18 protein-coding genes are annotated in these 18,894 nt (G+C 41.6%); 13 read left to right on the top strand and 5 right to left on the bottom strand.

Annotated elements, in window-relative coordinates:
• Position 1: 1 nt before the first annotated feature.
• Genes DWW10_RS17685 through rhaM form a run of 8 tightly spaced genes read left to right on the top strand, consistent with a single transcriptional unit; the run spans position 2 to position 8,394 of the window.
• Positions 2 to 1,660, top strand: a complete 1,659-nt coding sequence (locus DWW10_RS17685) for a sodium:solute symporter family transporter (protein ID WP_118487193.1) — start codon at positions 2 to 4, stop codon at positions 1,658 to 1,660.
• 3 nt (positions 1,661 to 1,663) lie between these two features.
• Entirely contained in the window at positions 1,664 to 2,608 is a 945-nt protein-coding gene (locus tag DWW10_RS17680; protein WP_022391882.1) for a mannonate dehydratase, read from the top strand.
• A gap of 11 nt (positions 2,609 to 2,619) precedes the next feature.
• The gene (locus tag DWW10_RS17675) at positions 2,620 to 3,342 is read left to right on the top strand and encodes an RraA family protein (protein WP_022391883.1); all 723 of its coding nucleotides are present in this window, start codon (positions 2,620 to 2,622) and stop codon (positions 3,340 to 3,342) included.
• A 12-nt stretch (positions 3,343 to 3,354) separates the two neighbouring features.
• Complete coding sequence (gene uxaC / locus DWW10_RS17670) at positions 3,355 to 4,755, top strand: glucuronate isomerase (protein ID WP_022391884.1); 1,401 nt, start codon at positions 3,355 to 3,357, stop codon at positions 4,753 to 4,755.
• 2 nt (positions 4,756 to 4,757) lie between these two features.
• Positions 4,758 to 5,603, top strand: a complete 846-nt coding sequence (locus tag DWW10_RS17665) for an SDR family NAD(P)-dependent oxidoreductase (RefSeq protein WP_022391885.1) — start codon at positions 4,758 to 4,760, stop codon at positions 5,601 to 5,603.
• Positions 5,604 to 5,633: 30 nt separating this feature from the next.
• Complete coding sequence (locus DWW10_RS17660; protein ID WP_118487189.1) at positions 5,634 to 6,764, top strand: glycoside hydrolase family 88/105 protein; 1,131 nt, start codon at positions 5,634 to 5,636, stop codon at positions 6,762 to 6,764.
• Between the two features lie 10 nt (positions 6,765 to 6,774).
• Positions 6,775 to 8,073, top strand: coding sequence for an alpha-l-rhamnosidase (locus DWW10_RS17655; protein ID WP_022391887.1), 1,299 nt, complete (start codon positions 6,775 to 6,777; stop codon positions 8,071 to 8,073).
• A gap of 6 nt (positions 8,074 to 8,079) precedes the next feature.
• Positions 8,080 to 8,394, top strand: a complete 315-nt coding sequence (gene rhaM / locus DWW10_RS17650; RefSeq protein WP_022391888.1) for an L-rhamnose mutarotase — start codon at positions 8,080 to 8,082, stop codon at positions 8,392 to 8,394.
• 98 nt (positions 8,395 to 8,492) lie between these two features.
• Here the strand turns inward: rhaM and ispE are convergent, their stop codons facing one another.
• The 5 genes from ispE to DWW10_RS17625 all read right to left on the bottom strand — a co-directional run bounded on the left by ispE (position 8,493) and on the right by DWW10_RS17625 (position 12,168).
• Positions 8,493 to 9,323: a 4-(cytidine 5'-diphospho)-2-C-methyl-D-erythritol kinase gene (gene ispE, locus DWW10_RS17645; RefSeq protein WP_022391889.1), complete on the bottom strand. Its 831-nt coding sequence runs from the start codon at positions 9,321 to 9,323 to the stop codon at positions 8,493 to 8,495.
• A 13-nt stretch (positions 9,324 to 9,336) separates the two neighbouring features.
• Entirely contained in the window at positions 9,337 to 10,536 is a 1,200-nt protein-coding gene (locus DWW10_RS17640; RefSeq protein ID WP_118487187.1) for an ATP-binding protein, read from the bottom strand.
• 189 nt (positions 10,537 to 10,725) lie between these two features.
• The gene (locus tag DWW10_RS17635; protein WP_118487185.1) at positions 10,726 to 11,427 is read right to left on the bottom strand and encodes a DUF4373 domain-containing protein; all 702 of its coding nucleotides are present in this window, start codon (positions 11,425 to 11,427) and stop codon (positions 10,726 to 10,728) included.
• Between the two features lie 31 nt (positions 11,428 to 11,458).
• Positions 11,459 to 11,821, bottom strand: a complete 363-nt coding sequence (locus DWW10_RS17630; protein WP_118487183.1) for an SH3 beta-barrel fold-containing protein — start codon at positions 11,819 to 11,821, stop codon at positions 11,459 to 11,461.
• A 179-nt stretch (positions 11,822 to 12,000) separates the two neighbouring features.
• Positions 12,001 to 12,168, bottom strand: coding sequence for a hypothetical protein (locus DWW10_RS17625; RefSeq protein ID WP_022392242.1), 168 nt, complete (start codon positions 12,166 to 12,168; stop codon positions 12,001 to 12,003).
• An 830-nt stretch (positions 12,169 to 12,998) separates the two neighbouring features.
• Between DWW10_RS17625 and DWW10_RS17620 the strand changes: the two genes are divergently transcribed.
• From DWW10_RS17620 to DWW10_RS17595, 5 genes are all read left to right on the top strand, one after another.
• The gene (locus tag DWW10_RS17620) at positions 12,999 to 13,535 is read left to right on the top strand and encodes a UpxY family transcription antiterminator (RefSeq protein WP_118487181.1); all 537 of its coding nucleotides are present in this window, start codon (positions 12,999 to 13,001) and stop codon (positions 13,533 to 13,535) included.
• Positions 13,536 to 13,600: 65 nt separating this feature from the next.
• Complete coding sequence (locus tag DWW10_RS17615) at positions 13,601 to 14,089, top strand: UpxZ family transcription anti-terminator antagonist (RefSeq protein WP_118487179.1); 489 nt, start codon at positions 13,601 to 13,603, stop codon at positions 14,087 to 14,089.
• A gap of 509 nt (positions 14,090 to 14,598) precedes the next feature.
• Positions 14,599 to 15,783 carry a UDP-N-acetyl glucosamine 2-epimerase gene (locus DWW10_RS17605; protein ID WP_182021457.1) on the top strand — a complete coding sequence of 395 codons (1,185 nt, stop codon included), beginning with the start codon at positions 14,599 to 14,601 and terminating at the stop codon, positions 15,781 to 15,783.
• 121 nt (positions 15,784 to 15,904) lie between these two features.
• A complete protein-coding gene (locus tag DWW10_RS17600) occupies positions 15,905 to 17,158 on the top strand; it encodes a polysaccharide biosynthesis C-terminal domain-containing protein (protein WP_118487175.1) in 1,254 nt (417 codons plus the stop codon).
• An 89-nt stretch (positions 17,159 to 17,247) separates the two neighbouring features.
• Complete coding sequence (locus DWW10_RS17595) at positions 17,248 to 18,333, top strand: polysaccharide biosynthesis protein (protein WP_118487173.1); 1,086 nt, start codon at positions 17,248 to 17,250, stop codon at positions 18,331 to 18,333.
• The last annotated feature ends 561 nt before the right edge of the window (positions 18,334 to 18,894 follow it).

Below are 18,894 nucleotides of genomic sequence, written 5' to 3'. Positions count from 1 at the left end.
TATGGAGTTACAATTACAGGAACTGGATTATTGGGCCATTGGTATTTATATATTATTGATGGCGGGGATAGGGTTATCTTTTGGCTGGTTTATCAAAGATGTCGGTGCTTATTTCAAGGGAAATGGCACTATTCCCTGGGTGATGGCCACCGTTACGAATTTTATGGGATTGTTCAGTACTTTTGTCTTCGTGGCTTATGCCGGGATTGCTTACGAGTACGGGTTGGTTTCTGTTACGGTATTTTGGTCCACTGTACCGGCGTGTATCATTGGCAGCCTGTGGCTTGGCGGACGTTGGCGGCGGACTGGCTGCGTCACTCCCATCGAATATTTGGAACAGCGTTATAGTTTCTCTGTTCGTGAAATAATGACGTGGGTGGGACTACTGGTGAGGCTGTTAGACAATATGGTACGGTTGTATGCTATTGGTGTTTTTATTACTGTAGTCACTCCTCTGTCATTGGAATGGGCCATCATCATTTCGGGAATAATTGTTACGCTGTTCAATATTATTGGTGGTATCTGGACTGTAACGATTATGAGTACAGTACAATTTGTAATCTTAATACTTATCACCTGTGTGCTGTTGCCCGTATCCCTACATGAAGTGGGAGGTATCGGTGGACTTTATCAACAGATTCCTGAGAAGATGACGTGGTTTAATGGTCCTAAAGGAGCATTCTTCTGGTTGGCAATCTATTATGTAATGACGATGATAAAATACAATGAGAACTGGACATTTATTCAGAAATTCTTTTGTGTGAAAGATGAAAAAGCAGCTAAGAAAATGGGAGTTCTGACGGGTATCCTCTTTTTAGTGTTTACCCCGATATTCCTGATTCCGGCTGTTGCCTCTTCTTTAATAGTTCCGGAACTGGAGAATCCGGAGATGTCATATATATCGGTTGCCATTCGCTTGCTTCCTGCCGGTATTATGGGTATTATGTTTTCTTCGATGTTTGCAGCAACTATGTCTTCACTAAATGCCGAGTACAATGTTATGTCGAGTGTTTTTACAAAGGATGTATATCAGCGGTTGTTTAATATGGAAGCTGCTGAAAAACGCCTTCTGGTTGTGGCTCGTTGGTCTACATTGGTTATCGGAGCATTGATTACAGTAGGTGCTATCTATATCGAAGGGTTTGGAGGAGCTTTTGAAGCCAATAAACTGTTTACGGGAATATTCTGTATTCCTATAGGTATTCCTTTGGTATTGGGCATTGTAAGCCGCAAGCCGAATGCCAAGGCGGCTATAATTACGATCAGTGCTGGAATTGTAGTAGGAATTGTCTTGAATGCACTTCCCGAAGTGGACTGGGAGATGGCTACACTTATCGAGTTAATAGTTTGTTTGGTTCTTTATTATCTGCCGGTTTATGGGCAGATGGATATGAAAGACAAAGTGAAAGTGGATGAACTGTTCAATGCCTTGAATGTGAATATAGACTCTACAAAGGTTCCTTCCATTTCATCGCAATATGTTAAAGCACTGATGATATTACTGTTGGTATCTCTTGTAGTATCCGGTGGGCTTTTTATAGGAATGAGCATTCCCAATCTGCATTCTATGGGTGGAGATTTGAGTTTATGCGCCGGTATTTTGAGTCTTTTACTGGCAGTGGCTCTATGTGTTGTTTATAAATTGAAAATAAAGAAGTAAATAGTGAAACTAGCATGGTATTTACCTACTTTACCATCGGTAAAGTGGAAGATTGCGACCCAATTGGGTGTAGAATATGCGGTAGCGGCGTTGCCTGCCGAACGGTATTATATGAAACCGTGGGATTTCAAGGCTCTGCTTTATGCCAAAGAGAGTTTGAATGATGCAGGTCTGAAGCTCGAAGTGATTGAACCGGCTCCTCCTCATTATAAGATTAAGCTGGGATTGCCGGGCAGGGATGAAGAAATAGAGATATTCAAGCAAGTACTGAGAAATATGGCGGCTTTGGATATTCCTGTTTTATGTTACAATTTCATGCCTCAATCCGGCTGGTATCGTACCTCTTTTGCTAAAAAGGGGAGAGGTGGGGCATTGGTAACGGCTTTTGATTCAAAATTGATGCAGGCAGCTCCGCAGCTGACTGAAGCCGGGACACTGACTGACATGCAGATATGGGATAATTATAAATACTTTATGGATAAGGTATTACCTGTAGCAGAAGCGTGTAAAGTGAAACTGGCTCTCCATCCGGATGATCCTCCGATACCTTCTTTGCAGGGAGTGTCGCGTATCTTTAGAAATGTAGAGAATTTCGACAAAGCTTTAGAACTCTATCCCAGCGATTACAACGGGATAACATTTTGCCAGGGTTCTTTTGCTGCCATGAATGAGGACATACCTTCTTTGATAAGACATTTCGGCCGGAAGATTTTCTTTGTTCATTTCCGTGATATACGCGGAAATGCAGATGCTTTTGAAGAGACATTCCATGATGAAGGGCAGACTGACATGAAAGCCTGCATGCGTGCATATAAGGAAATAGGGTTTGATGGAGTGATCCGTACAGACCATGCTCCTGTTATGGCTGGTGAGTCAGGAGAAAATCCGGCGTATGAGATGCTGGGACATATATTTGCGACAGGATATTTAAAAGGTTTATTAGAATAATAATGATGATTATGGACAATAATTTAATGAAGTTGGAGAAATTGATTGAGAAATTGGATAGGATAGATGGTATAGAGTTTCCGATTTCAGATCAAGAATTGTGTGAACGTTACGAAAATCTCTATACAGGAGCCGTAAACGATGTTTTGCGTGAAGCCACATTGTTGGATCAAGCCTTGCCGATTACTATCTTGCCATTGCAGTTTGAGATGCGTGCGGCAGGCATCGCATTCACTATTCGCAGTAATCCGGACCCCACTGTCAAGGGGGAAATGGATATCAGGGCACAGATGCTGGATGACATGCCGAAAAATTGTTGTGTGGTATGGGATGCAGGCAATGAAGATGAGGCGGCCCATTGGGGAGAGGTAATGACAGCTTCCGCTATAGCCCGCGGAGCAAGATGTGCTGTGGTCAACGGTGGACTGCGTGATACGATTCAGGTATTGAAGCAAGACTTTCCTATATTCTACCGTTACCGCAGTTCGAACGGCTCTTTAGGGAGAACCAAAATAACAGGGTATAATATACCGGTTAGGATTGGGAAAGTTTATATAAAGCCGGGAGATATCATTTTTGGTGATGTGGATGGTGTGGTAGTCATTCCGCGTAGCATCGCCTATGATGTATTGTTGAGAGCTGAAGCTATCAAGCAGCAGGAGAGAGAGATGCGTACTTGGGTACATGAAGGTTTTTCTGCTCAGGAGATGGTAAAGAATGGTGGTTATTTTTAAAACAGCTTGAGTATGGATAGTTTTATTAATGAGGATTTTTTGCTGACGACCCATATTTCCAGGCAACTCTATCATGAGATTGCTGAAAATCTTCCGGTTATAGACTTTCATAACCATCTGGACCCGCAAAAACTGGCAGAAAATCATAAGTTTGCTGATTTGGCAGAATTGTGGATTCATACTGATCCTTACAAGCATCGTGTGATGCGTATAGCCGGTATTGACGAAGAGATGATTACAGGGATTGGCATTTCCGGTAAAGAACGGTATGATACTTGGGCTTCCATATTCCCACGTACCCTTGGTAATCCTTTGTTCCATTGGTCATGTATGGAGTTGAAACGCTTTTTCGGTATTGACGAAATCTTGAATCGGGAAAATGCGGGGGAGATATGGAAGGTGTGCAATGACATCCTCCGGCAGTCGGGATGGGGGATGCTGGACATCCTGAAGAGATGTCGGGTGGAAATGTTATGTACTTCCGACGATTTATTGGCCGATTTCACTTTGCATCGCCAGGCATCCCTACAACCTCAGAATATTATAGTGAAGCCTTCGTTGCGGGCGGATTCAGTAATTTCTTTTACAACTCCTTCTTTCAGGGATTTCGTTTCGCAGTTAGCGGAGCTTTCAGGTATAAAAATAAAGTGTCTGGAAGATTATCTGAATGCAATAGATAGTCGTCTGAATCTCTTTTCCGATGCAGGATGCGAGTACGCCGACCATTCTTTGGATGCCGGTTTCAGGTTTGTGCCGGTTTTATCGGGAGAGGCTTCATCCTTGTTCGGTAAATTATTGCAGACTGGGGAAATCTCTTCTGTGGAAACGGTGAAATTACAGTCGTATATCTTGTTGTTCATGGGGCGTTGTTATGCACGGAGAAACTGGAACATGCAATTACATATTGGAGCCAAACGGGATACCAATACCCGGTTGCGGACACGGCTTGGTCCGGCAGGAGGATATGCAGCAATCGGTTCGGCGTGCGATGTGAACAGCTTGGTTTGCTTTTTAGACACATTGAATGAGGAGGATTCGTTGCCTCGGACCATTTTGTATACATTAAATCCGGCGGACAATGCTGTTTTTGCCACACTGACCGGTTCATATTCGGGTAGTGGTATTTTAGGAAAAGTGCAATTTGGTCCTGCCTGGTGGTACAATGATCATTTGGAAGGAATGACGCAACAATTGCAGTCCTTATCTTCTTATGGACTTTTGAGTTGTTTTGTCGGTATGACGACAGATTCACGGAGTGTACTTTCCTTCTCGCGTCATGAATATTTCCGCAGGGTGCTTTGTCGGTTTATTGGTGAAAAGGTAGTCAGCGGAGAGTTCCCGTCGGATATGACTTTATTAGGCGATATAGTGAAAGACATTTGTTATAGAAATTGTAAAAATTGGAGGAAATAGGTATGAACAATATAAAAAAAGAAGAAGTGGCTGTCGTTACGGGAGCTGGTGGTACGTTATGTTCGGAGTTAGCTGTAGACTTGGCTCGGAAGGGCTATCGAGTAGTCCTTATAGGTCGTGGTCTGGAGAAGTTGCAGAAGACGGAGAAAATGATAAAAGAGGCAGACGGGAATGTTTTGTCTGTTTCGTGTGATGTTCGTAATTTAGCGGAAGTAAAGAGAGCACATGCTTTGATTAACGAACAACTTGGTGCATGTTCGATTCTGATTAACGGGGCGGGAGGTAACCAGCCGGAGGCGGTGACTAACATCAATGAATTTAACGAACGGGAATTGGAAGAGGAGCAAGGAGAATTGCGCGGTTTCTTTAATCTGGACATGAGCCGTTTTTTGGATGTGATTGATGTCAATATTATGGGCACGGTTATTCCTTGTCAGGTTTTTGCTCCGGATATGATTCGGTTGGGCAAAGGATGTATCATCAATTTTGCATCAATGAATACTTATCGGCCTTTGTCGCGGGTACCGGCTTATGCCTTGAGTAAAGCAGGTATTGCAAATTTCACCCAATGGTTGGCTGCCTACCTGGCACCGGCCCATATACGTGTGAATGCCATTGCTCCGGGATTTTTCCTGAATGACAGGAGCCGTAAGTTGTTGATGACTCCGGATGGTAACTTTTCGGAAAGGGGAAGTAACATTTTGCGTCAAACCCCCATGAAGCATTTTGGGGAAGCGCAAGAGCTGGTAGGTTGTATGAACTGGCTTATCAATGAAGAAGCTTCCGGTTTTGTAACCGGTATTACCATACCTATTGACGGTGGCTTTCTGGCTTGTAGTGGGGTATGAACCTAATTTTTTATCAATGAAATATTTATTATGAAAAACAAGTTTGTGATTTTACTGATTATTGTGTTCTCTAATTTTCTTATGCTGAATTCACAGCAAATACCGAAGCAGGAAGAAACTTTGAAACATATGCTGTTGGCCAATAACTATTTTATGGTCAAATATCCGGATCCTTGTCAACCTACATTTGTACAGACCTTACGACCAAGCAATATATGGACGAGGGCTGTATATTTTGAAGGCTTAATGGCTTTTCATGCCATTTATCCCCAAAAGGAATTTTACGATTATGCATTGAAATGGGCGGAATTCCATAAATGGGGGTTGGATAAAGGAACTGTTACTCGTCATGCAGACAATCAGTGTTGTGGGCAGACTTATATTGATTTGTATAACATTTGCCCCGATGATCCCAATAAAATCAAGGATATAAAATTATCCATTGATATGATGGTGAATACACCTCAAAACGATGACTGGTGGTGGGTAGATGCCATCCAGATGTCTATGCCTGTATTTGCTAAGCTGGGTAGACTGACTGGAGAACAATCTTATTATGACAAGATGTGGGATTTGTATTCATTCACACGCAACCAGCATGGCGATAAGGGGTTGTACAATCGTAAAGACGGGCTTTGGTATCGCGACAAGAGATTTGCCCCGCCTTATAAGGAGCCTAACGGACGAGACTGCTACTGGTCCAGGGGTAATGGATGGGCATACGCTGCGTTGGCGCGTGTCATGAATCTGATTCCCCGAAAAGATAAGCATTACAAGGATTATCTGAAAGATTTTTTGCAGATGAGCAAGGCTATTAAACTTTGCCAGCGCGAAGACGGCTTTTGGAATGTAAGCCTACATGATCCCGGTAATTTTGGTGGAAAAGAAGGTACCGGTACCGCTTTATTTGTATATGGTTTGGCATGGGGAATAAGGAACGATATTTTGGACCGTGACGAATATCTGCCAATGACCTTGAAGGCTTGGAATGCTTTGGTAAAGGACTGTATGCATCCGAATGGTGCACTGGGATATATGCAAGGGAGAAGTAATAGTCCCAAAGCCGGTCAGCCCTTAACTTACGATTGTATACATGAACCGGAGGATTTTGCAGTAGGCTGCTTTTTGTTAGCCGCTTCGGAAATATATAAATTGAAATAGCATAAATATTATGTATAGAAATATTTTATTATTTATATGCGGACTGTTTGGGAGTATCTCTTTGCTGCATGCCCAGAAACTGGTCAAAGCTGGTATGGGATATAGCAGTACATCTGTTAACACTGCTATTTTCCGGACAAATTCCGTTACCTCGAAAGGAAATATACAATTTATTGCCTATTATGACGAAGATGGATATCTGACGTTGGGGAAACGCCGTTTAGGAAACGATCGTTTTGAAATACTCCGTTCACCTTATAAAGGAAAATGCGAGGATGCCCACAACGTTATCAGCATTGGTATTGACGGAAAAGGTTATTTGCATGTAGCCTTCAATCATCACAATGCTCCGTTGCAATATTGTAAAAGCGTAGAGGCTTATTCCCTTCGGCTGGATACGTTGCAATCTATGGTAGGTAAAGATGAAAGGAAGGTGACTTATCCCGAATTCTATACATTGAAAAATGGTGATTTGCTGTTTGCTTACCGTTTGGGTAAGTCCGGTCAGGGCAATCTTGTTCTAAATAGGTACGATGTACGGAAAGGCCAGTGGAAGCGCTTGCAGGATACTTTAATTGATGGTGAAGGACAGAGAAATGCATACTGGCAAATGTGTGTTGACAGGAAAGGAACCATACATGTTTCCTGGGTGTGGCGTGAAACGTCTGCTGTAGAGACGAACCATGATTTATGCTATGCCTGTTCCAAGGATGGAGGAATCACCTGGCAGAAGTCAACTGGTGAGCGGTATCACCTTCCCATTAATGTGAGAAATGCAGAATATGCATTTAAAATTCCTCAGAAAAGCGAGTTGATAAACCAGACAAGTATGGTTGCTGATAAGGAAGGCAATCCTTTTATTGCCGCATATTGGAAAGAACCCGGAGATGCTTGTCCGCAATATCGACTGGTCTTCATAGAAAATGAAAATTGGCAAATGGTAAAGGTTGCCGATAGGAATACGGATTTTACGTTAAGTGGGCGCGGTACCAAAATGATTCCTATGTCACGTCCTCGTTTGGCTGTTGATACCCGGGGAAAAGGAATATATTATATATATCGTGATGTAGACCGTAATAGCCGGGTGACGGTAGCATATTCGGGTGACCTTTCAAAAGGGAACTGGAATGTGAGTGATCTGACGGATTTTTCGGTTGATGCATGGGAACCAAGTTATGATACAAATTTGTGGAACAAGAAGAGAATGCTGCATCTTTTTGTACAATGTACCTCACAAGGAGATGGAGAGAAGGTGAAGCAATCGGTTCCCCAACAAGTATATGTATTGGAAGTAGATACAAAACAATAAATAATTATGAAACGAGAAGCATTTAAAATGTTTTTAAAGCCGGGATGCGAAGCCGAATATGAAAGACGGCATGCTCAGATATGGCCTGAATTGAAACAATTATTGTCAGAAAACGGAGTTTATGATTATTCCATTTATTGGGATAAGGATACCAATATCCTTTATGCTTGTCAGAAGATCAAAGGAAAAGCTTCATCCCAAGAAATGGGAAATACTTCTATTGTACAAAAATGGTGGGATTATATGGCTGATATAATGGAAGTTAATCCGGATAATTCTCCTATAAGTATTCCACTTGTAGAAGTCTTTCACATGGAATGATATAGAGGTAAGTCTTAGGCTACCTCGTGGGGATTGCGGAGAGGTTTTTGCGCAGAAGAATAGGGGACTCTCCATGCTATTGTGAAGAGTCCCTTTATTTATTTTAATGCTCCTTGGTATACAAAGGCCTTTTCTCCAAAATCTTCTTTAACAGATTTATTATCTTCCGGTCTGAACAACCCGAATACGGATGAGCCGGACCCTGTCATTGCTGCATATATAGCCCCTGCCTCATACAGCTTCTCTTTAATCTCTCTGATAGCGGGAAATTGGGGGAATACGCTTTCTTCGAAATCGTTCACCATTCGTTCTTTCCATTCCTCTATAGGTTGCTTTATGACTTCTTTCAATGGAATTTCTTGCCGATGAGGCTTTATTTGCGCAAAAGCATCACGAGTGGAGACAAAGATATCCGGTTTTACTAAAACAATCTGATATCCTTTTAAGGATAAAGAGATAGGAGAGAAGATGTTTCCTATTCCCTCTGCATAAGTTGGGGTGTTTCGGATGAAAAAGGCACAATCTGCTCCTAATTTGGCGGCATACTCTTCTAAGTTCTCATCCGACAATTCCAGATTGAACTTCTCATTCAGCAATTTCAGCATGTAAGCAGCGTCCGATGAACCGCCGCCTAATCCCGCACCGGAAGGAATATGCTTGAACAGGTGAATATCTATGGGAGGGAGATTGAATCTCTCATCTAAAAGTTTATAAGCTTTCACTACTAAGTTATTTTCTGCTTCTCCCGCAATTTCCAATCCCGCCTGATGCAGACGAAACTTCTGCGGGCTTTCATTCAATATATTGACTTCTAACGCATCTTCTACGGGGATGGGATAGAATACTGTTTCCAGATTATGGTATCCGTCAGGACGCTTCTCTACAATGTTCAGCCCCAGATTTATTTTGGCATTCGGAAATGTTATCATGGTGTTTTCTGTTTTAATACGTTAATCCTACTATCCACAGAGGCAGTTTTTTACCTGTGGCATATTCGATGTTATCAGCAAGAATAAAGGAATTCGGTAGGTCGGCAATCTGCTTGAAAGTCTTGTCTGCTCCTCCTACTTCGAATGTATATTTGTGGTCGACAACAAAATCTCCCTGCGCTTTTCCGTATTCTATTTCGTGATTAACCGAAAGCTGGCTCATTACAAAAGTCTCTCTTGCTGTACCAATCTGTACAGATGTTGAAGCAATGGCATAGAGCAAGTTCGGGTTCTGGAGATATATTTTGTCCGGTTTCTGCATCTTTTTTACTGAGGTAAGATCAGAATACAGTAATTTAAGCAGTTCTGCACGATCCAAATTTTGGAGATAAGTAATCACTGAGTTTCTGGTAAGCCCTATAATCCCTGCCAGCTTGGTGATATCGACTTCATAAGGAACAGATGAAGCCAAAATGCTCAATAGCGCTTTTAATTTTCTTACGTAGGCAGGATCTACTCCGCACAACAGAGGCATCTCCTGTTCTAAGATGAAGTTGACTACATTTTCAATATTCATGTAGTAATCTTCCCGGTTGCCGGTGAAGAATGGATAGTAACCATCATGTAAATACTCATTGAACATTTGTACGGGTCTGCACTGTTCGTTAATGCCTTGGCAAATCTCGCCTGCATTCTTTAGTACTTCTTCTAAAGAAGCGACCGGAATCCGAATATTCTTATAGAACATCAAAAATTCGCGGAATGATAAGCCGTACATATTGTAAGGCAGGCATCTTCTGGAAAGGTCTGCATCAGCATTTAGTATGTTGAGTAGTGATGAACCGCTGAAGACAATCTGCATAGATGGATACAGATCATAGATTTCTTTAAGCTCTTTGCTCCAAGTAGGGTATTTATGAACTTCGTCCAGAAACAGATGTTTACCTCCCTGAAGATAGAATTTTTCTACAAGCTCCAGTAACGTGTGACTGCTGAAATAAATGCTGTCGAGTGTACAATAGAGAGCTACCCGGCTTCCGGGTGAATAATTCAATTTGATGTATTGTAACATTAAGGTTGTTTTCCCTACACCACGAGAACCTCTGATGGCAATCAAGCGGTTATTCCAATGAATCTTATTCATTAGTTCTCTTACAATATTGGTGCTTGTTTGCGCCAACATTCTTTCTTGCTTTAAAAACAGGCTATCCATATTCAGAGTGATTTATGTAGCAAATATACGAATTTGTTTAAAGCAAAAAGCAAATTAGGAGGATATTTGTTTAAAGTAGAAAGCAAAATCTGGATATTTTTGTTTATAAAAGAAAGCAGTTTGAACTTGATTGATTTGAAAATAGTAAAAAGGTTGCTCTTGGGGGAGAGCTAACCTTTTTGAGATCATTTAGTTCTGCAGTAGCTTTAAGATATATTTTCCCGGCATAACAATCCGTGCCTTCATCTGTGGTGAACTGTTGATGTCATAGATGATTTTCCAAATTTTGCCTCCCAGTCTTCCGAAGTCCGTCAGTCTGAGAATGGCGTTTTTCTCTTTTATGGATGCAACTTTTTGCCGTTCCAATTCTGCTATCAATCCTTCGTAGTTGTGCGTCTGCCTGTTGAGTGCATACTCTGGAGGAACAAGAAGAATCTCCTCATTCTTCACTGTCTCCCCTTGGGGAGATATAGAGGGGTCTGTTTTATTTTCTTTATTCTCTTTATTTGTTGCTAAAGCGTTGCCTGCCTTTGCATCTCTGATTCTCTGTTGGTTAGCCAGTCCTCCATGCTTGCCTGCCTCTCTGTTCGCTTCGCGCTTGGCTTCCAGTGGTCTCATCCGCAGGGTAAGCCCGGGCGATGAAAAGGCTGTATCGTCCACCTCAAAGAGTTTATAATTGTAGATAATTCGCTTCGAGGTAGTCACTGTCACTCTCATCTTTTGTGCCAGGATAGGCAATACCCTCAGATCGGCTTTATATCCGTTCTGTAACCTCAGGAATTCAAGCAGCATCCAGTAGATGCCATATCCTTTCATTCCTTCTTTTTGTATCATCATCATAATTTTAAAGTTATTGCCTGCATTGGCATCATGTAATAAATATGAATCCATAATTCTTCATTCTTAATTTTTCATTCTTCATTTAAACAATCGGTCTCCATTCCAGGAAGTTTTCAATCTGGAAGGTCCTCCATCCTTGCTGTTCCGTATCCCAGTATGCTACATGGTTTTTGATGCGCTCAATATCATATTTCCGATGGAAATCGGATTCATAATAAATAAGTGTTCCTCTTGCCATGTAGAATTCGCCATTTTGTTTTCTGTAGGCTATCAGCGCACATCCGTATGGCATGTACTCGGTCAACTGTCGGATGCGTAGTGCCATCCATGCAATGGTTTCTTCGGATAAATCGGTTTCTTGCCTGATAAGTTTTTTCCATAGATTCTCTACTCTCTCATTTTTCGTTACATACTTCTGTTGGTGCCCCAACTTTTGTTTTTCCATTTTTGTACTTTTAGTTATTTGTAAATTGTTTATAATCAACCTTCTGTGATGGCTACACCCTTTGCTCTGGATAGCTACACCCTTTTATGCTTAGGGCTACACCATCCGGGTGAAAGGGTGTAGCTCTTCCACTGTCAGGTTGACGGGGCAAAGTTATGTCCTTTCTTTGGAGTAAACTATCAATGATTTATCCTTACATCATATCCATAGGGGTCTATATGTTCCGTATCTTCCTTTTGTATCACTGCCCATATCTTTCTTAGTTCTGTCATTAAACTGCTCAGTTCCAGTGGAGTATCTTCTCCTTTTTCGTGTTTTAAACCATCACCCGATTTGTATAAGTGCATTCCCAAATCGCTTATGGTGTTAATATTTAGGCCTCTAAAATGGCCTAATTTGAAACTTCTTAGAATTCCTACATACATGTGGGTTTTTGTGCCTGCATAATACCGTTCAGCCAGTAAATTTTCGTCGACTATACTGATTCGACTTACTGTTCTGCTACGGCTTGTACTCTGATTTTCAATTTGATGAGACTCTTTCTTTGCATCAGATTCGTTCTGATTCTCTTTTTTTTAAATCTTTCATATTATATAAATTTTAATTATGGATTTAACTGATATTCACAGTTAAAAATGTCGCAAAAGTAGAAATTAAAATTTAGATATGGTAATGGGGAGAAGGAAAGTGAAAAGAATGTGATTTTTTATTGGACTTAAATGGCTGTAAATTAGATTGGTAACTTTGTTTTTGAAGGTGTTTCAAAAAACGTTCGTTTAATGGACGCAAAGATAGAGGTGTTTTTGGAAACGACAAAATGTTTGATAAAAAATCTTCTTGTGATTACTTCTTTTATACGATAACATTCTGATTATGAGTAATAAAATGGGAATGAAAATATCAGTTAACATCTATTCATTTTATTGTTTTCTTCATCTCTCATTTTTTTAAAAATTGACGTCCATTAAACGAACGTCTAAAAGACATTTTTTGTTTGTGACTGGTTCGTTTATAGCTTTTTACCTGTAAGGTAATGAACTACTATAGAAAATCTGTAGGCAAGAAGGACGCAAAGCTTGCTATATTCTACATAAAGCGTTCGCAAATGATTGAATTTCAGGTATATGTAAGGAATTCAAAGCCCCGAGAGAACACCCTTTTCTGAAATAATCATAAAATGGAAGTGGAGAAAGAGAGCGAAATATGGTATGCCATGCGTGCTACATATCGGCGGGAACCTGATGCCGTGCGTCTGCTCCAAAGTGAAAATTTGGACTGTTTTGTACCTATGCAATACAAGATAAGTATAAAGAAGGGCAAGAAAATTCGTATCCTAGTTCCTGTCATACACAACCTGATTTTTGTTCATGCTTGTCCTTCGGATTTGAAACGTGTCAAGTCAAAGGTCTCCTATCTGCAATATATTACTGATACGCGTAGTGGTCAGAAAATAATCGTCCCAGATAACCAAATGAAACGTTTTATTGCTGTAGCGGGTACTTATAACGACCATCTTCTATACTTCCAACCCGAAGAACTGAATTTGTCAAAAGGATCGAAAGTTCGTATTACTGGTGGTGAGTTTGAAGGTCAAGAAGGTATATTCCTGAAAGTGAAAGGTGCTCGTGACCGCCGTGTAGTAGTTGAGATACAAGGTGTTATTGTGGTTGCCATGGCTACTATCCATCCCGACCTTATAGAAGTCATGACATAACATGCATTCTGCTGTATATCAGTCAATATATCAGAATTTACAAATAAATATCAATCATAAACAATATGTCTCTTTCTGAAGAAACACTTAGGCTTCAGCGTGCGGCGCACGATCTGATGTATCTGGGCATGGACGGTAGCCCCGTCTACAGCGATGACCTTTCCCGTCGTAACGGTGAGGTTTATCGTCTGACCACCTCTTTATATAATTCCGAAGTTCAAGGTTCCACGGTCAAGGAGCAGGCTGATGTCTGTCTCGCTCTTCTGATGGGTTACAACGCTTCCTTTATCGACCATGGTGAAAAGCAGGAACATGTTCAGGAAGTCCTGAACCGCTGTTGGGATATTCTTGAAGTTCTTCCTGCTTCACTGTTGAAACTTCGCTTGCTTACCGCCTGCTATGGTGAGGTTTATGATGAACCCTTGGCTGATGAAGCCCGTAAAATCATCGCCGGTTGGACTTCAACTTCACTCACTTCCGAACAACAGGAGGCTATCGAGGAGTTTCAGAATGTGGTGGATAATCCTTATCCGTGGGAATATATTGAGGAGTAGAAAAACGACAAAAAAGTTTTCTCTTAGAAGAAAAAGTTTTTTTACTCCGCCCGACAAGTATCAGCGATTCCTGAACGATATCCTCAAGATGCCGCAAGGCACAAAGTCTCTCTTCCAAAAGGAGTGAGGAATATCATGCTTTACAAACCAGGCATAGAGGAAGAGAAGCTCTGCATCATCATGAACTGTGCCGAGTATATTAAGCACCTCGATAACCCAATGTACGGCCATGAGAAGTCCAAGTCTCATTTTTTTATTGCTGACCTCGACAATGGTCCCGGTGGGTTCATCCACTATGCCATCGCAACCGTCTCATGTCTGACTTTGCTCTCAATTCCAACTATGTTTATTGTAATGGCAAGCAACTAGCATAGGACAACCTCGACTTTTAGCAAGAATATTGAGGAGACAGGAATACTGGGACGAATTGCTACAGATTTCGGATTTTTGTTAGAATGTCTGTTATTGAACTCTCACAATTAACAACAAGAATTAATAAGTCAATAAAATTGGAACTCAGAACTGATTATTCAAACGTAGGTTTCCAGAACAACGGCAAACTGAAGTTGCTCATTATTGTTGGGACACGTCCGGAGATTATCCGTTTGTCTGCTGTCGTCAACAAAACCCGCAAGTACTTTGACGTCATTCTTGCCCATACAGGCCAGAACTATGACTATAACCTCAATGGCATCTTCTTCCGTGACTTAAAACTCAAGGAACCGGAAGTATATATGGATGCTGTAGGTGACGACCTCGGTGCCACCTGTGGCAATATCATCAATGCCAGCTATAAACTCATGGTAGCTACAAAGCCTGACGCAGTACTTGTACTTGGTGATACTAACTCATGCCTGTCTGTCATTGGAGCAAAGCGTCTCCATATCCCTATCTTCCACATGGAAGCAGGAAATCGTTGTAAGGACGAATGTCTCCCAGAGGAAACTAACCGCCGTATTGTCGATATCATTTCAGATGTGAATATGGCATACTCTGAGCATGCACGTCGCTACCTCGCTGACTGCGGTCTTCCAAAGGAACGTACATATGTCACAGGCTCACCAATGGCAGAAGTGCTGTATGAGAACCTGGCAGAGATAGAGGCTTCAGACGTACATAAGCGACTTGGTCTTGAGAAAGGACACTATATCCTTCTTAGCGCACATAGAGAAGAGAACATCGATACTGAAAAGAATTTCTTTACTCTCTTCACTGCCATCAACAAGATGGCAGTGAAGTACGATATGCCAATCCTCTATAGTTGTCATCCACGCTCTCGTAACCGCCTTCAGGTCAGTGGTTTCCAACTCGACTCACGCGTACAGGTGCAGCAGCCCCTCGGCTTCCACGACTACAACTGTCTCCAGATGAATGCTTTCTGTGTAGTGTCCGACTCCGGCACCCTCCCAGAGGAGAGCTCCTTCTATGCATCTATCGGCAAGCCTATCTCCGCAGTATGTATCCGCACTTCCACTGAGCGTCCCGAAGCATTGGATAAGGCATGTTTCATCCTTTCAGGCATTGATGAGAAAGGTCTCCTCCAGTCCGTTGACCTTGCCGTCCAGATGACAAAAGATGGTAACTATGGCATTCCTGTTCCCAATTATACCGATGACGTTAGCAATAAGGTAGTTAAGATTATCCAGTCCTACGTAGATGTAGTCAACAAGATGGTTTGGAGGAAGGAGATATAATTTTATCCCGAATTGGCGAATTGTTGTCAGTAGGTTAAGTCATTTATAATTCTTTAATTAGATAATTCGTGACTGAGAAAAAGTAGTCTCTTAGTCTTTTCAACATTTAGACTCAAAGAAAATGAAAATTTTAGTTACCGGTGCAAAAGGTTTTGTAGGTAAAAATCTTTGCTCTCAACTTCATAATATTCAAGACCAGAATGTGTGCTGGTACAACTTGCCAGAGCCTATCGAAGCCATCTATGAATATGATATTGATAGTACTCTCGAACAGCTTAATGCTTGGTGCGAGGATGCCGATTTCGTGTTCAATCTCGCAGGAGTCAATCGTCCACAGAATCAGGAGGAGTTTATGCAGGGAAACTTCGGTTTTGCTAGCACCCTGCTTGGTATGCTGAAAAAGCATAGTAACACCTGTCCCGTGATGCTCTCTAGTTCTATTCAAGCCACCCTCGCCGGTCGCTTTGGTACGTTAGAATATGGCAAGAGCAAAAGAGCTGGTGAGGAACTGTTCTTCGACTATGCCAAAGAGACGGGAGCCAAGGTATTTGTCTATCGCTTTCCTAACCTCTTCGGTAAGTGGTGCCGTCCTAACTACAACTCAGCCATCGCTACCTTCTGCAACAATATTGCCAATGACCTTCCGATTCAGGTCAACGACCGATCAGTAGAGATGGAATTGCTCTATATCGATGATCTGGTTGACGAGATGATATCCGCACTTCGTGGTGAAGTCCACTACTGCACCTTTGATGGAGTAGAGACAGTTCCCGTTCTTTCGAACTCCCAGAACCCTTCGAACTTTTCAGAACACCTCTACTGCTATGTCCCTGTTGTCTATAAGACTACTCTTGGCATAATTGTTGACATCATTCAAGAGTGTGCAAGGGCAGCATCTAATGTCGGAGGCATCAACATGATAGAGCTCCCGCAAGGATCACTCCGTTATAAGCTGATGACCACCTATTTGAGTTATCTTCCTAAAGAGAAAGCCATCTACAACTTCAAGATGAATGTAGATAGCCGTGGCTCTTTCACCGAACTCTTCCACACTCTCAATTGCGGTCAAGTAAGTATCAACATCAGCAAGCCAGGAGTCACCAAGGGCGAACACTGGCACCACTCTAAATGGGAGACCTTCATAGTCGTCTCCGGTCATGGACTTATCCAGCTTCGTAAGGAAGGAACCAACGAAGTATGGAAATACGAAGTCTCTGGCGACAATATTCAGGCAATTCAGATACTTCCTGGCTACACCCACAATATTATTAACTTAAGTGACACTGAAGATCTCGTAACAGTTATGTACTGCAATGAGATATTCAATCTTAACCGACCAGATACCTTCTTCGATCTAGTTGAAGTAAAGGGTTAAGAAGAGTCCGAAAGGTTAAGAAAGGTAGCCTCTCGAATATTTCGAACATTTAAAACATTTCAGAACAAAATAATTAAAAATATAACATCATGTCAATTTTTGCAGGCAAAATCCTTATGATTACCGGTGGTACCGGTTCTTTTGGCAACGCAGTTCTCAACCGTTTTTTGGAGACTGATATCGCCGAAATCCGCATCTTCTCGCGTGACGAGAAAAAGCAGAACGACATGCGTCATGAGTATCAAGCCAAGATGCCTGAAATGGCCCACAAGATCAAGTTCTTCATTGGCGACGTCCGTAACCTTCAGTCATGCCGTGACGCTATGCACGGAGTAGATTACATTTTCCATGCAGCAGCCTTGAAGCAAGTACCAAGTTGCGAGTTCTTCCCGATGGAAGCCGTCAAGACCAACGTCATCGGTACCGACAACGTCCTCACAACAGCTATCGAAGCAAAGGTAAAGGCTGTTATCTGTCTCTCTACTGACAAAGCAGCTTATCCTATCAACGCCATGGGTATCACTAAGGCCATCGAGGAGAAAATCGCCGTAGCTAAATCCCGCTATTCTGGCGACACAAAAATATGTTGCACCCGTTACGGAAATGTAATGTGTTCTCGCGGTTCCGTTATTCCTCTTTGGATTGATCAGATTCGTAACGGCAATCCTATCACTCTCACCGAGCCAAAGATGACCCGTTTTATCATGTCTCTCGAAGAAGCTGTTGATCTCGTTCTCTTTGCTTTTGAGTATGGTCAGAACGGAGATATCCTTGTTCAGAAAGCCCCAGCTTGCACTATCCAAATTCAGGCCGAAGCGGTCCGCGACCTCTTCAAGCACCAAGCACCTCAGAACCTTTCGAACCCTTTAAACCCTTCTGAACCTGAAATTAAGGTCATCGGTATCCGTCACGGCGAGAAAATGTACGAGACCCTCCTCACCGATGAAGAATGTGCAAAAGCTGAAGATATGGGGGATTTCTTTCGTGTACCAGCCGATAATCGTACTCTCAACTACGACAAATATTTCACTGAGGGAGATTCAAAGCGTTGTCAACTTACAGCTTTCAACTCAAATAACACTAAACTGCTCTCTGTTGAAGAGACCAAGGTAAAGCTTGCTTCTCTCGAATATATTCAGAATGAGCTCAACGGCATTGCCAACCTCGCAAAGTAATATGTCAATGTAATATGTGTATAAGATTGCTTCTTAGATGCGTGTTCAGAAGTAAGTCTTTACACTTTATATGCTATTATGTATAAAGAGAGTTGACAGCTAATACACAACAAAAATATTGTATTCTGTATTTTAACACTGATACACTATTATGGATAATACAATAAGTCATTTGTAAATCTTCCTCGAGTATCTATTACTGACGATACTTCCATATATATCATTAAATCTGATGATGGTAGTGTCCATGAGTTTCTGTTTAAAAATAACGAGCTTAAAAGTAAGAGTTAGTTTGGAGTTTTGCTTGATAGTGTTAAACATAAAGTAGGAACATTATCTTTATTATCGACACAACAGACTGAAAGTGGAATAAAAATTGAGATAGAAGGCGAGGATAGAATATGCTCTTTTGATTCTGAAGACATCAAAATAGAGAAACGAACTGTTTCTATGGACACGATACTTTAAAGAATCGAACTCAATAGTAAAAATCTCAAAGAATTTCCAGCTAAGTATTACAATCGAATTAAGGAAGCTGAATTTACTTTTGTAATAATCAAT

This window comes from Bacteroides intestinalis (assembly GCF_003464595.1).
GTDB classification, from domain to species: domain Bacteria; phylum Bacteroidota; class Bacteroidia; order Bacteroidales; family Bacteroidaceae; genus Bacteroides; species Bacteroides intestinalis_A.
This window is presented reverse-complemented; position numbering and strand designations above follow the sequence as displayed.